The following is a 12,744-nucleotide window of genomic DNA, read 5'->3' on the forward strand; positions in this document are numbered from 1 at the left end:
CTTGGAGATTTTCTCCGTCGCGTATCGGTGGCGTATCTGCGCCCAAACATCCAATGTGATCACCTTCCATAATGGTCAGTGGCCTCATTTTCAGTTGGCGTTATTGGCCCTACTTTCGGTTGGCGTCAACAAGTCTCGCGAGGAAAGACTCGAACAACGAAAGGGAAGCAGAATGGCATTTTTGGGAGGCGGCAGGGACGAATACACAGTCCAGGCCGGAGAGCTGAATCAGAACCACATTGGATCAAGCTTCGGAGTGCAGACGGGGGGTTCAGTTCTGTACGGCGAACTGGGATCGATTCGCCTCTACCCCACTCACGCCATGCTGGGACTGGCCGGCGTGGCAGAGGAACCTCTCCGACTCGAACTCACGGACAATCTCTACTTCACGCACTACCAGTTCGAAAATCAGGTATCCAGGCATCTTGAGGACTTCAGCACCCACCTGCGGGACCGCAAATAGCTGAATGTCCTAACGCTCCTGCGGGAGGCTTCGCTTCTTGAACACGAACGGCCGGCGAATGATGCCGTCCGTTCCGCGTCTCGCCCTCTCGTGAAGTACTGGATTGAGTGTCCCGTTGCTGGTTTGCCCGCAATATCCGTCGTTTTTGACCGGAGCGAATAGGGCACCTTCACCGGGCAGTTTGCGGGTGGGGCCTACCGCAGCATGTTGTCCCACTGAGGTTGCTGGAGGAGCGGATTACGAAACAACGCGGGCGAGCATCTCCCCGGACGCTCCCTAGACGAAGCGAGATCCCCTGGGGCTGCGCGCCCAGCGTGTTGTGGCGGCTGATCTTATCCTCGGACGCGGGCATGAGGAAGGGCCGGACATACGACGTTCGGCCCGTTGGGTAATCGCCGCAATCTTCTTTGGCTTACTACCACCTCGCTTATGATTCGACAGTGATACACATTCGTTGTCCATATGTCTCAACAAGATGCCCGGGTTTGTGCTCGCAATTGATAGCCCCACCTGCGGAAGGTAATAGATGAAATTCCGGGTGGTCGAAGGGTTCGGGACCTACGGCAGGCTCCCACATGAGACCTTGGTCATATTGAGGCGTGATTCTTGGGATGACTTCAGATTCAAGACTTCCTTCCAAGTGGAAGTGGTGCGACAGGTCGGCGATCCAGTCCACCTTGGACTTGTAAAGATCCTCAGAGCTGGTCAACTGACGGGCCTGACACCGTTCGAAGCCAATGAATTCGAGGCGTTGGGCGATGATTACTGTTCGCTTGGCCAGGACATCGAATACTACGAGAAGCTGGCTGCTCTTGCTGACGAAGAGCGGGTCGTCTTCCTGCGATCGATTCGGGATGCCGCGACCGATAAGGAGATAGCCGCAACATTTGAGAGCGAAGAAGGCTGGGGCACGTCGCTACTCCGATTTGGGCAGGCCGAGCACACGCTTGCTTCCGCAAGTTCGCTCTTCGATGGAACGGCACCGTCCGAAGGAGTAGTTTCCTTCACCCATCGAAGCCGTGACCTTGATGCAGAGATCTGTTTCGATTTTGATGATTCGAATGCGCTTCCCGGACGTTGTAAGGTCTTGATCGGCTACAACGGGGTCGGCAAGACGCGGTTACTCGCCGACCTAGCCAGGGGAACAAGCAAGGTCGGACAGTCTCCTGAGCTCCATGGAGAAACTGAGAGTCTGTTCAGCGCCGTCGTCGCGGTCTCATACAGCGCGTTCGATACCTTTGAACTCCCCCCATCGGCCGGCCCTACGAATAACGCACGTGGCGATACCGATTATGCGTCAACTACAACGTACTTTGGATACACGTACTGCGGACTTCGCCGCCTTGAAAATGGCCAGGCGAGCTCCCAGCTGAAATCCATTCATGAGTTGACTGTCGAGCTTTCAAGCGCTTTCCGGACAGCGTGCACTCGCGACTCGAATGCACTTAGTCAAGCACTGGGAGACCTAGAGCTGGACCCCTCGTTTGGACGATCAGGTCTACGTCTTTCGGAATGGGTCGAGGTCGGTGAGTTGCCTTACGAAAAACTGGCGATGCTCAGCGCCGGGCAAAAGATTGTAATCAACATCGTCGTCCAACTGGCTGCACATCTTCGCAAGCGTTCTCTAGTTCTGATCGACGAACCGGAAACGCATTTGCATCCCTCACTTTTGGCAGCTCTCTTACGGGGTACTCAAAGACTCCTCGACGGCTTCGATTCATTCGCGATCATCGCGACGCACAGTCCCGTCGTCCTTCAGGAGGTGCCTGCCAAAGACGTGCAGGTGATCGAGAGGTTCGGCACAATCGTTCGCGCTGCTAGCCCTCAGCTTGAGACCTTCGGAGCAGGGCTTGGAGAACTTACGCATGAGGCGTTCGGACTCGATAACTCTGTATCCGACTATCGCACTGTAATTCGCGAACTCGCCAAAAAGTTGAGCCTCGACGAGCTTGAAGAGCTGTTTCCCCTGGGGCTTAGCAGCCAGGCGCGAGCACTGGCCTTACGCGCTAGAGGGGCTTCTCGAACTTCATGAGGACTCTTGCACTGCCTGTAATCGACGAACGCGATCTTTATGATCGCCTGCAAGCACGGCGCAACAGTGACACCGCAAACGTGCTCGCTGATGCCAGGGAGACAGTGTTCGGAGCCTACTCCCAGTACAAGCCCGGGGAGCTCTGCAGTCTGTCGACCGTGATCGAAAATGACGATACGGCCGAGAAAATCCGCTCGAATTACGCGGTTCTGAGATCAGGTGCGCTTGCTGCTGATGGTGCGATGATCTTGGCGCGTAGCAGGATTTGCTGTCTTTGTGGTCTTCGTGCCACAAGCGAGCTCGATCACTACCTTCCTAAGCAGATTTTCCCCGAGTTCGCTGTGTACACGGTCAACTTGGTTCCTGTGTGCGGCGTCTGCAACAAGCGGAAGGACGAAGAATATATAACCAGCTTGGGCGGTCCTGCGTTCATCCACGCCTACCTCGATCAGCTTCCGAGCTCGGAGCCCTTTCTTCGGGCAACCTTGAAGTTTGACGACGGCGTTATTCCTTCATTCGAGGTCGTGCCAGCACCGGGGCTACCGGACGAAACTTACCGGGTTCTCGCTCGCCAGTTCGACCACTTCCATTTAGATACGGTCTATTCCGAAGAAGCAGTTGAGCTGCTCAATGAGAAGAGGGAAGCTATTGAGGACTACTCTTCTGAGTGTGGACCTGTCGGCGTGGGAAAATACCTGCACCGCGAAGCGCGGAGCGCCGCCCGGCACTTAGGTCTGAACCACTGGAAACCTGCCACACTCACTGCGGCCGCCGAGTCTGCAGACTTCTGTGGTGGTGGTTTCCGGCTTCTGAACCTCGAACATCCAACCGCAGTCCTTGACGGTGCAGAACTTAGTTTTTGAACGACAGAGGTTGCGCAGCCGAGCAACGAGCCAATCCCAGCGCCAGTAACGCGGTCCCTGCGGCACAAAAATCCAGTTCCCAATCCGTATGCACGGAAGACAACCGATACTGCAGTTGTGAACGGGAAGACTGTGTGGGTAGTTCGCCCAATCGCGCAACGGCTGGGTGTGCCCGAGTATCAAGTGACGACATCGAAGACCAATCAGACTTTGGGGGAACATCTATGACGATTTCGCGAAAGGTTCTTGCTGCCAGCGCTGCCCTTGCATTCATGGGCGGGACATTACTCACGGCTCAACCTGCGTTGGCTGACGACGGGTATGCCCACTGCAACTTCTATATCGGCGAGGCCAGCGTGGGAGCCAGTTGCAACTCCAATGCCCCGGGCACGGAGTATCAGGTTGTGGGCCGGTGCCGTCATGTTCCCACATGCACCGAGGCCATTGTGCACGGGCCCTGGAAGTGGCAGATGCCGGCCACACAGGGCTTCAACACGTCGACTGCAAGCCGGGCTCGCCACCTTTGACCAGGCGAACAGCGCTTCTGATCTGACTATCCGTAACCCGGCGGGGCCGGCCGCCAAGGTCTTTGCCAGCTTCTCTTCGCTTGATTATTGAATCCGTGACGCGTTCGCGCTTGATTTCGTGTTCCATCTGCGCGAGGGCGGCCATGATCGTGAACAGCATAGAGCCCATCGGTGTTGCTGTGTCGACGTCGCCTCCGCCTAGGTTCAGGACGCGCAGGCCGGCGCCCCTACTGCGGATTCATCGGCAAAAGCGAGAAGGTTTTGGGTGGAACGCCCAAGCCGGTCCAAAGTCGTGATGACGAGGGTGTCACCCTCCATAAGGGCGTCGAGTGCTCCATCGAACTGGGGCCGCGACGCGCGCGCTCCGGACACACCCTGGTCGACGTAGAGGTCATCGCGTCGAACCCCGGCGCCCAGGAGATCCGCTCGCTGCCGGTCCGTGGACTGCTGCCGCGTCGAAACTCGCGCATAGCCAATAAGTTTCGACACGCCTGCCTCCAATGTGTCTCATAACTAATCATTGGTACCTCGATTCAAGCAGAAGGTTTCGAGACATAGTTATGAGAATCGCCGGAAGCAGAGAAAGTCGCGAGATTTCTGTCAGTTTCAGAAGTCGCCTGCACGGAATGTCAGAAGTCCTCTGCACTGGCGATTGTGTGTTCGTTGGCGGAACGCTCTAGGGGTTCTCCGGATTCTACGGGTGCACCCCGGCGCACTTGCGTGGTCGTCGTGCAACGGGAGTGCTGATCGATAGTCTGGCAACATGACCATCCAGACACGCGGCGCCACGCGCTCTCCTGTAGTCGCGGCTTGCGTCGTCCTTCTGGGCTTGCTGGTCCTTTGGATGGCGCAGCCGGTCCTGCCGAGTTGGGGATGTGCGACCAGTTTTCCGGCGATGTGCCCTCCGCATTTGCTGCCTGTTCGTGCATCGCTGATCAGCGCAGGCATTCTTGTTGCACTGCTCGCGACTGTCATCATCGGGCTACTGCGTCGGCCCCGAGCAAACGGCTGGCTGGGCCGTATGTCTCGAAGTGTCGTCTTCGCTGTGCCTCTAATCCTGGTCCTGACAGTCGTCGCTCACTTCCTGATACCGCAGCCCTGATTCGAGCCTGCCTGGCGCGGATTGCTGTCGCGGACGTCGAAAACGCCATGGCTACAAGTCGGTCCAACTGAGGAACCCCTCCCGGACCAGCCGACCTGCCCGGCCGCTCTCGCAAACGAAGGATTCCTGGAACGTCCTGAATCGAGAAACCCGCCCTTCTCGAATGCCAATGCCGCGGCATTTCATCCTGTCGCTCAGCCCAGCCTGCAATTAATGTCGGAGGCTTGTGCGACAATATCGCCGATGCTGTCGCATATTGGGGGCCCTCTTGGAAATAATCATCGTTGCCGGACTGAGACGGACTTGAGCGCCTCGACTGAACCTGTCCACGGTCATCGGAAGTCTCCAGCGCACGCTACCGGCACGGACGCGCCTGGCACCGCCCGTAGGCACACAGTGATGGCTTTTCGCCGCCGAGTGAATCGCACCGGGTTTGATGGAGGCATCGATTACCCGGAAGGATCGGATGCATGGCAGCCCATAGGAAGTACCCGGAGGAATTGCGTGAACGCGCCACGAGGATGGCGTTGGATGCCCGGAAGGACCCTGCGACCAGGACCGGGGCGTTCAAACGGATCGGGGAACAGCTCGGGGTGCACCCTGAGGCGTTGCGGACCTGGATGAGCCGGGCCGAGGTCGACCAGCGGCAGGTGAACTGGCACTTCACCACCAGTGACGCCCGCATCAAGCTCCGCCACCTATACCCGGAACATTAGAAGCGACGAGCTACTAGGCGTCCGGGCTACCCCACGAGACGGGCAACCAGACATTCGAGAAGCGGAAAGGGGCAAGTGCGATTGAGATGTTTTGAACCGGGACAATATCCAAGATCACAATTGCAGAAACGGCTTTCAGTACGCCCTCGACCATGTTCTGATTTGTTTGCGACCACGAGATTTGCTTCATCGATTCCCAAGCGGCCTGCTTGGCCGCGTTGATCTGCGCAGCTACTACCGGATCTTGATGCGCTGTTAGTTCAATGAGATTAGTGGCAGCATCGCTAACCCGATCAACGCCGGGGATCTCCCTCACCATGCTGATGATTCCCCGATCCCATTCGGCAACGGTTAACGAGGGGAGGGAATCAATAAAAGCTTCAACAGATGGTGTTCTATATCCGTAGTCCATATCCATAGAATATCCACATTGCAAAACAAGGATTCAGCGCGGATATGCGGCTCTTCACAAATGAGGGTGTGGCCGGGGCCTGAATCCTCCTGCTTCCAGCAGTGATCTGGCGATGGGGACTGTCCCGGGTTCAGTTGGCTCCTGACTTGTGAGGATTCGCTCCTTGCAAGAAGGATGTTCCTGCATCGAAGCCCTGTACCGGCTGCTGGCCGACCAAAAAGGGCTCGCCGATAAGCGAGACTCGGGACTTTACGGTGCAGTCGCCGGCGGGTCGCCGTCACGCCCTGACGGCCCCTCTCAGTAGGGTGTTCGCATGAGATTCTCCCCTGTGCGGTTGAGCGACCCGGAGTTCATGGCCCGCCCGGTGGAAGCTGTGCGGGCCTGCACCGTCTGGCAGCTGACCTCTCAGCACCAAGTGTGGAACGACCAGAAGAACCACTTGTACCAGGGTGCCGGAAGCCTGTACAACAGCATGGTTTCCGTGGACCTGGCCATCACCGAGCGTCGGAAGGCGGGGACGTACTTCAACGCCCAGCAGTTGCCGGCGATCGAGTTCCAGGTGGGGGACGAATCGATCGTCCTCCTGCACATCAACACGGACATCCCATTTCGGCGTTGGGAGATGGCAGCCGCCCCTCGCCAGTCCATGGACGTGGCGTGGGTGCGTGCCGCCTTCTGGCCGGATTACCGGGCCGATCCCCGGTATGGCTGGCCCACTGCCGGGCAGGAACCCCATGTCCTCGGCGGTCTCCACCGGCGTCGCGTGGGCAGGCTGATCGTCAACCTGAAGCGTCTGGGTCCGGACACCGACGAGTTCGAGCGTCACACCAGCCGGTACGTGCGCCCGAAAAAGAACGAGTGGATCCAGAATCTCGAAGAACTGGACGAGGAGTACTGCGACACCGAGCACCTGCACCGGGTCGTGGACGAGGTGAGGGACGCCTTGAACGGGTCGTGAACCGGAGCAGGGGACCAGGGCTAATTGAGGCATGACTTTCGAACCCGAATCCTCACAAGCCGTGGACGATGGACTGACGCCTGGTTCGCGGCTTGGCGGTCCTCCATCAATTTTCCTCTGCCGCCATGATCCTGTCCCGCCTACGATGACGCCATGGACGAGACCCCACACCCGCCCTCCGATCCGGCCAATGCCCACCAAGCGGAGGCATCAGCCGGAGAGCCCGAGCGCCGGCAACAACCCGCCCAGGTCCAGCAGGGGCTGTTGAACATCGGGTACAACATCTTCCAGGCCAGGGAAACCCTGGAATACCCCCTCGAGGAATTGGCCCGCAGGGCACGGATCAGCCCGGCCGCCCTGAAACGGCTGGAAAGCGGGGCGCCAGACGCGGACGTGGGCGACTTGGTGGCGGTGATGTACGTATTGTGGCGACTGGATGCACTGGAAAGGGCCACGGACATCCACGACGTGGAAAGTACGGCCCCCCACGACCCGTAGGACGCCGGAACCGTCCCCTCCTTGGCGGAGTTGAGGTGTGTCAAGAATGTGAGACAGTCGGGTAGTTTCTTCTCGGTCACGCAGCAGCGGGAAGCGGCTGGCTTTCTGTTGTGAAGTTGGCCATCGCTGTCGCTGGCGGGAGACCACCGTTGTTGGTGTGGGGTCGCCAGCGGTTGTAAAACACTTCGATGTAACGCATCGTTGCCCGTCTGGCGTCTGGCGTCTTGGCGTGTGGCGAAGCTGTGATGATGGTAGAACTCGTTCTTCAGGGACGAGAACAGCGATTCCGCCACGGCATTGTCCCAACACACCCCGGTCGCGCCCATCGATTGGCGGATCTTGTTCCCGGCGCACCAAACGCCCATTTCCCGGGACGTGTACTGAGTTCCGCGGTCACTATGGAAGATGGCGTTCGGGGTCAGGTGACCGCGGTCCCTGGCCATCGTCAGGGCTCCGGTAACCAACGAGGCGCGCATGTGGTCAGCCATGGCCCAGCCGACCACCATACGCGTGCACAGGTCAATGACAGTGGCCAGATATAGCCAGCCCTCGCCCGTGCGCAGATAGGTAATATCACCCACTAGACGCGTTCCAGGTACGTCTGCGGTGAAGTCCCGGCCGATGAGGTCCGCGAAGACTTTGTCCGGATCCGATGCAATAGTGGTGCGCTTGAACGCGCGCATCCGCTTTGCCGCCCACCCGTTCTCGGCCATAATCCCGGCCACCGTGCCTACAGAAACCTCGATGCCGGCAGCAACGAGTTTGGTGTGCACCATCCGGTGACCGAAAATCCCGTCGGAGGAATCGAAGACGGTCTTCACGTGGTCGGTCAGTTCCCGGTGCCGGGTAGCGGTCGGGGATTCCACCGCGTCCCGCCACCGGTAATACGACGCCCGTGGGAGCCCAAGCTGCCGGCACATCCAGGCCACAGGAAAGTCGGCGTTCTTCTCCCGAACGACTCGGTAAAGATCTTCTACCGCTGTTCTTTGGCGAAGAACGCCGAAACTTTTTTCAGGAAATCGTTCTCCCGCTCGAGTTCCCGCAGCCGGGCCTCCATGGCCTTGAATTTCACCGGATCCACCGGGTCATCAGGTTTTCCGCCGCCCTCCAGATCAGTTTCACGGGCCAACCGGATTCAGCGTTTCAGAGCGGTCAACGAGATACCGAGATCAGCAGCGACGGCAGGCAACGAACGCCCCGAAGATGCCGCCAAGGCCACGGCATCGGCCTTGAACTCATCGGAATAGGTAGGTCGAGCAGACATGAGCACAATCCTTTCAAACTGTGTCTCACATCATTACTACACCTCACTTAAGGAAACCCGATGAAAAACTGACTTCAGCTGAGTCTTCTAGGGCAAGCGACTTTTCCGGGTAGTCGCCATAGTGCGTGGTAAACGAAGGTAGTCGGAGAATGATGTCAGTCAACCGCTTTCCTGTGTTGTTTCTAACGACGAGCTGCACCCAATATTTCCGTTCCCAATCGGATAGATCCGAAGGGCCAACCAGACTCGCGTATATTTCCAGCTTCACGTGGGAAGCCTCATCCTCCATGCGCTGATGTTCAAGGGCTGTCAGTTGGTGGAGTTCGAAGGTGTTATTCAGGTCTTCTTTTTCCTTTTCACCCTTTTTCTGGTCATCACTCTGTGCAACTTCCCGGAACCTGAGATAGAAGGTTAGGCCGGCGACGATGAAACCCAGCGCCGTCACCCCGACGTTCACCCATGACGACACTGGTCCCCAGACTGTCTCCAGCGGCACCAAGTTTGTGCTCCAGGCAATGCCGAAGGCGATGGCCGCAAGCACTCCGAGACAAGCAACGGCTAGAAGAATCACTTTTCGCGGAGACCAGGACTGAAAGTAGGTCGTGAGGTTTCGTCTACCCGGAGTGTCATCTGACGTGCGGGGTTTCGGCGGAGTGCTGCTCATACACCCATCTACTCACTCTTTGTGCTGGCGTACTAACTCAAACGCCACGGACGCCAGCGCCCATTTCGATCTCTGCGAAGTGCTAGCTCTAACCCGCTGGGACCCGGTGAACTTCGGCATCTAGGTCAAATACTTTGGTTCGGCGCTTCAGCAATTTGGGAGGGAAGCTGTATTCGGCTTTGATTTTCACGCCCTCTGTGAGGAAGCTGACGTACTTGCTCTTGGGATTGATTCCGTACTGTTGCCGGTCGTAAAACCAGACGGGTATTCGCATCTTGCTACCGCTGGCAAGAATTTCTTGCCGCCCGCTCAGTTCGTCCTGATCAATAGGATGGGCTCCCTTGATTGCCGTCTTGACTTGAGGGTGGCCAACCATCCCCAGGGATGGAGCTTCAACGCTAAGCTCAACGTTCATAGCAGGGCCGCTTCCAACGTTGGCAATGTCGAAGTAGTAGCCACAGTAGGGGCCAGGGCCCTCTGCCCGCGGAGCTTCCCTCCATATCGGCCTGAGCACAAGCTCGGGTCGAGGCCTGTGCCATGTTCTCACCAGCGCCACAATGCTCACCACAAGGGCCAAAAGCGCCACGACGGCCGCACCTCCGGCGGCCAAAAGGGTCAAAACCTTGTTTGTAGCATCATCAGCCAGATCCATGTCTTTCTTATATCAGCATCGGTCCCGACTCTTGATCTTGATCGCCTGATGGCGGCGCTGTTGGCGCCATATGGAGCCAAAGCAGACGGCGAAGCTGGTTTCATGCGCTAAATTGCTCGTAGACGGTCGACACCGAAGAGTTCTGTGGTCCCCGAAATGTGTTGAAGCAGAACGCCCTGGGGCTGGGTGATCAGTGGTGCCGGCTTGGTTTGAACCCGTAAGCCAACGCTCGACGTGATCGCGTCTGAACTATTTCTGCAGACCAGTACAGGCAAGGCGCGTACTTGCCCTTTCTGCAGTTGTGATGCGGGAAAACGGGATAACTGAAGAAACGGAACTCATGCTTAGCCTCTTCTTATAAACGAAGGATTTCAAGAACAGGTTGATTTGAGAATCGGGGTGTTCGCGGCGATCGGCCGCAAAGGGGCGTCTTTCTGCGGAAAACCGCCGTGGGGACGAAAAGTCGAGCTCGGGGCCGGTCGTTCTCACAAATAGTTCTCGAAACGGTACAGTCGAACCAACGCCCCTGATTGAGTTTTGAGAAGAGAACACCCATGCCCGCACACCGCATCGGCTACGCCCGGGTCTCCACCCGGGACCAGAACCTGGACCTCCAGCTCGACGCACTGAAGAAGGCCGGATGCGACAAGATCTACGAATACACAATCAGCGGCACCACGTCCCAACGCCCAGGACTCGACCAGGCGCTGGACGCCGTGCGCGACGGTGACACCCTGGTGGTGTGGAAGCTAGACCGCCTGGGCCGGAGCGTGAAAGACCTCCTGGACTTCGCCGGCGGCCTAAACAACCGCGGAGTAGGCTTCGTCAGCCTCACCGACGCGATCGATACCACCACGGCTTCCGGGCGCTTTTTCTTCAACGTGATGGCATCCTTGGCCCAGATGGAACGGGAGCTCATGGTCGAACGCACCCAAGCCGGGCTGCTGGCCGCGCGCGAACAGGGACGGGTCGGCGGCCGCAAACGCATCATGACGGAAGCCAAGATCCGCTCAGCCCGCAAACTACTCAACCAGGGAACACCGCCCCGGGAAGTGGCCACCAGCCTCGGCGTCTCCGTCCCGACGCTCTACCGGTGGGTCCCGGCAGCAGGCGCGACGGGGGCTTCGACGCAAAAGCCGCTGCTGTTTGGTGCAGGCGACTTCTGAAAAGTGATGGTTGGTGCAGAGGACTACTGAGCGGAATGCAATTCCGTGCAGGGGACTTGTGACATCTCCGTGTCCGTACTCGTCTGCACTACCCCGGAATTCCGCGGGAGCGAGTGCAGACGACTTCTGAAAACGACAGATTTCACAGGAACCAGAATCCCGCAGGACAGAGCCAGTGAGACGTCTCGTATCCCAAGGGATGCGAGACAAAAGCACGAGACTCTTCAGCTGGACGCTCTCCTAGTTCCGGGAAGGGGATAGGCGGAGGACGTGGTGTTGTTCGTCGTGACCAATAACCAGGCGATGATCGACGAGTTGACCATGCGAACATACTCGCGCCGCCACTAAGCTTCATAGAAGACGATGGCGGTGATGCCCTCGGCCGTGTGGGCGAATGCCCCAGACTTCCAATTTGACCGGCTGCGCCGTTCCGTTTCGGCTGATGGAGGTACTGCCCGCCCTTCTTTTGGAGAGTCTCCACTAGCGACTGGTTGGGACACCGGACTCCTGCCCGGGGCCCCAACCACTACCAGACCCAGATTTCTACGTGACGCAACTTGCCTGACTGCGCGGAGGTATCAGATAGGTAAACGCGCCCCCGCTTTACGGTACGGGGTGTCACTAGTAAAATTCAGGAATTCGGGACGCGAGCACCCTGTACGTGATCGCTTCGGTATTACCTCGTGGTCCAAGGGAGGTCCTCGATGAGTGACATGGCAGGGCGTAAATCTCCTAGGTCTGCAACAGACAAGGTAACGGCCGTTCCTCCTCCCGACAAGGTCTCTGCGACAGAGGAATCTTCTGGGGCTTTTCTCCGTGCGATTGGGTGGGCTTTTACAGGAGATCAAGATGCGTCGCTCGCAGAAAGCATCAAAGCGCTCCGGAATGACCCCGGCGTCCTCGCTTCGGCGATATCGTTATATGAGTCGCACACGGAGGACAGCACATTTAGATGGAGCGTGCTGTACGTTCTTGCATTGGCCGGCCCCGAGGACGCTGCCAGTTGGTTCGAACGTGTTGCTCTGCGCAGCCTCCCATCCCCCGAAGAAAAATCCGGGCCCTGTGAAACCGCCCGTGATGGTGAGGTACTGGTCGGAGTGATGGCCGTTGAGGGGCTTGGAATGCTTGCTGAGTCCGCAAGGGGAAAGGCGGCAATTGAGTCCCTACGGAACGTGGTTTCTCAACCCACAGATCCAGCAATTCATAGCGCCGCTGTTCTACAACTTCTCAAGGTTGACCCCGGTGCGGCTGACCAACTGCGGTTAACGCTACCTGAAACCAGCCAGTACTTGGTCGACATTGTCCTAGAGGCAGAACCTTCCAGCGTCGACGAGCGCCCATCCTCCTTGGGTCTTGACGCAGGTGAGTCGCCTGCACCCCCGTTGCGAAAGAGGTGAGTCGAATGGCTAGCTGCACGTATACGGTCC

At 58.1% G+C, this 12,744-nt stretch carries 13 protein-coding genes and 2 pseudogenes; 8 read left to right on the plus strand and 7 right to left on the minus strand.

Going from position 1 to position 12,744, the window contains the following annotated elements; all coding sequences use genetic code 11:
* The 3 genes from WMN78_RS08910 to WMN78_RS08920 all read left to right on the plus strand — a co-directional run.
* A partial coding sequence (locus tag WMN78_RS08910; RefSeq protein ID WP_340533401.1) for a hypothetical protein occupies positions 1 to 463 on the plus strand: 463 nt, incomplete at its 5' end.
* Between the two features lie 526 nt (positions 464 to 989).
* Positions 990 to 2,495, plus strand: a complete 1,506-nt coding sequence (locus WMN78_RS08915) for an AAA family ATPase (protein WP_340533402.1) — start codon at positions 990 to 992, stop codon at positions 2,493 to 2,495.
* A complete protein-coding gene (locus WMN78_RS08920; RefSeq protein ID WP_340533403.1) occupies positions 2,492 to 3,358 on the plus strand; it encodes a hypothetical protein in 867 nt (288 codons plus the stop codon). Before WMN78_RS08915 ends, WMN78_RS08920 begins: the two co-directional genes overlap by 4 nt.
* A 489-nt stretch (positions 3,359 to 3,847) precedes the next feature.
* Here WMN78_RS08920 and WMN78_RS08925 read toward each other — a convergent pair.
* Positions 3,848 to 4,374 (minus strand): annotated as a pseudogene (locus tag WMN78_RS08925) (recombinase family protein).
* Positions 4,375 to 5,457: 1,083 nt separating this feature from the next.
* Between WMN78_RS08925 and WMN78_RS08930 the strand changes: the two are divergent.
* On the plus strand, positions 5,458 to 5,703 hold the full coding sequence (locus WMN78_RS08930) for a hypothetical protein (RefSeq protein ID WP_340533404.1): 246 nt from the start codon (positions 5,458 to 5,460) through the stop codon (positions 5,701 to 5,703).
* A gap of 13 nt (positions 5,704 to 5,716) precedes the next feature.
* On the opposite strand, the gene WMN78_RS08935 is transcribed toward WMN78_RS08930, so the two are convergent.
* Positions 5,717 to 6,121, minus strand: coding sequence for a hypothetical protein (locus WMN78_RS08935; protein ID WP_340533405.1), 405 nt, complete (start codon positions 6,119 to 6,121; stop codon positions 5,717 to 5,719).
* A gap of 307 nt (positions 6,122 to 6,428) precedes the next feature.
* Between WMN78_RS08935 and WMN78_RS08940 the strand changes: the two genes are divergently transcribed.
* The gene (locus tag WMN78_RS08940; RefSeq protein ID WP_340533406.1) at positions 6,429 to 7,073 is read left to right on the plus strand and encodes a hypothetical protein; all 645 of its coding nucleotides are present in this window, start codon (positions 6,429 to 6,431) and stop codon (positions 7,071 to 7,073) included.
* Between the two features lie 153 nt (positions 7,074 to 7,226).
* Complete coding sequence (locus WMN78_RS08945; protein ID WP_340533407.1) at positions 7,227 to 7,571, plus strand: helix-turn-helix transcriptional regulator; 345 nt, start codon at positions 7,227 to 7,229, stop codon at positions 7,569 to 7,571.
* Between the two features lie 218 nt (positions 7,572 to 7,789).
* Here WMN78_RS08945 and WMN78_RS21130 read toward each other — a convergent pair.
* The 5 genes and pseudogenes from WMN78_RS21130 to WMN78_RS08965 all read right to left on the minus strand — a co-directional run.
* A pseudogene (locus tag WMN78_RS21130) lies at positions 7,790 to 8,512 on the minus strand (IS3 family transposase); the annotation flags it as partial.
* A 32-nt stretch (positions 8,513 to 8,544) separates the two neighbouring features.
* On the minus strand, positions 8,545 to 8,700 hold the full coding sequence (locus WMN78_RS08950) for a hypothetical protein (RefSeq protein ID WP_340533408.1): 156 nt from the start codon (positions 8,698 to 8,700) through the stop codon (positions 8,545 to 8,547).
* A 6-nt stretch (positions 8,701 to 8,706) separates the two neighbouring features.
* Complete coding sequence (locus WMN78_RS08955) at positions 8,707 to 8,835, minus strand: transposase (RefSeq protein ID WP_340533409.1); 129 nt, start codon at positions 8,833 to 8,835, stop codon at positions 8,707 to 8,709.
* 43 nt (positions 8,836 to 8,878) lie between these two features.
* The gene (locus WMN78_RS08960; protein ID WP_340533410.1) at positions 8,879 to 9,499 is read right to left on the minus strand and encodes a hypothetical protein; all 621 of its coding nucleotides are present in this window, start codon (positions 9,497 to 9,499) and stop codon (positions 8,879 to 8,881) included.
* An 88-nt stretch (positions 9,500 to 9,587) separates the two neighbouring features.
* Positions 9,588 to 10,151 (minus strand): hypothetical protein, encoded by a 564-nt coding sequence (locus WMN78_RS08965; protein WP_340533411.1) that lies wholly within the window; start codon positions 10,149 to 10,151, stop codon positions 9,588 to 9,590.
* Between the two features lie 554 nt (positions 10,152 to 10,705).
* Here WMN78_RS08965 and WMN78_RS08970 point away from each other — a divergent pair.
* Positions 10,706 to 11,317, plus strand: coding sequence for a recombinase family protein (locus WMN78_RS08970; RefSeq protein WP_340533412.1), 612 nt, complete (start codon positions 10,706 to 10,708; stop codon positions 11,315 to 11,317).
* A gap of 704 nt (positions 11,318 to 12,021) precedes the next feature.
* On the plus strand, positions 12,022 to 12,714 hold the full coding sequence (locus WMN78_RS08975) for a hypothetical protein (protein WP_340533413.1): 693 nt from the start codon (positions 12,022 to 12,024) through the stop codon (positions 12,712 to 12,714).
* The last annotated feature ends 30 nt before the right edge of the window (positions 12,715 to 12,744 follow it).

Origin of the sequence: Arthrobacter oryzae (assembly GCF_037911235.1) — a bacterium.
Taxonomy (GTDB): Bacteria; Actinomycetota; Actinomycetes; order Actinomycetales; family Micrococcaceae; genus Arthrobacter; species Arthrobacter oryzae_E.

Coding starts and splice junctions, on each gene's coding strand:
- WMN78_RS08915 (WP_340533402.1), top strand. CDS start 990: ATGAAATTCCGGGTGGTCGAAGGGTTCGGGACCTACGGCAGGCTCCCA.
- WMN78_RS08920 (WP_340533403.1), top strand. CDS start 2,492: ATGAGGACTCTTGCACTGCCTGTAATCGACGAACGCGATCTTTATGAT.
- WMN78_RS08930 (WP_340533404.1), top strand. CDS start 5,458: ATGGCAGCCCATAGGAAGTACCCGGAGGAATTGCGTGAACGCGCCACG.
- WMN78_RS08935 (WP_340533405.1), bottom strand. CDS start 6,121: ATGGATATGGACTACGGATATAGAACACCATCTGTTGAAGCTTTTATT.
- WMN78_RS08940 (WP_340533406.1), top strand. CDS start 6,429: ATGAGATTCTCCCCTGTGCGGTTGAGCGACCCGGAGTTCATGGCCCGC.
- WMN78_RS08945 (WP_340533407.1), top strand. CDS start 7,227: ATGGACGAGACCCCACACCCGCCCTCCGATCCGGCCAATGCCCACCAA.
- WMN78_RS08955 (WP_340533409.1), bottom strand. CDS start 8,835: ATGTCTGCTCGACCTACCTATTCCGATGAGTTCAAGGCCGATGCCGTG.
- WMN78_RS08960 (WP_340533410.1), bottom strand. CDS start 9,499: ATGAGCAGCACTCCGCCGAAACCCCGCACGTCAGATGACACTCCGGGT.
- WMN78_RS08965 (WP_340533411.1), bottom strand. CDS start 10,151: ATGGATCTGGCTGATGATGCTACAAACAAGGTTTTGACCCTTTTGGCC.
- WMN78_RS08970 (WP_340533412.1), top strand. CDS start 10,706: ATGCCCGCACACCGCATCGGCTACGCCCGGGTCTCCACCCGGGACCAG.
- WMN78_RS08975 (WP_340533413.1), top strand. CDS start 12,022: ATGAGTGACATGGCAGGGCGTAAATCTCCTAGGTCTGCAACAGACAAG.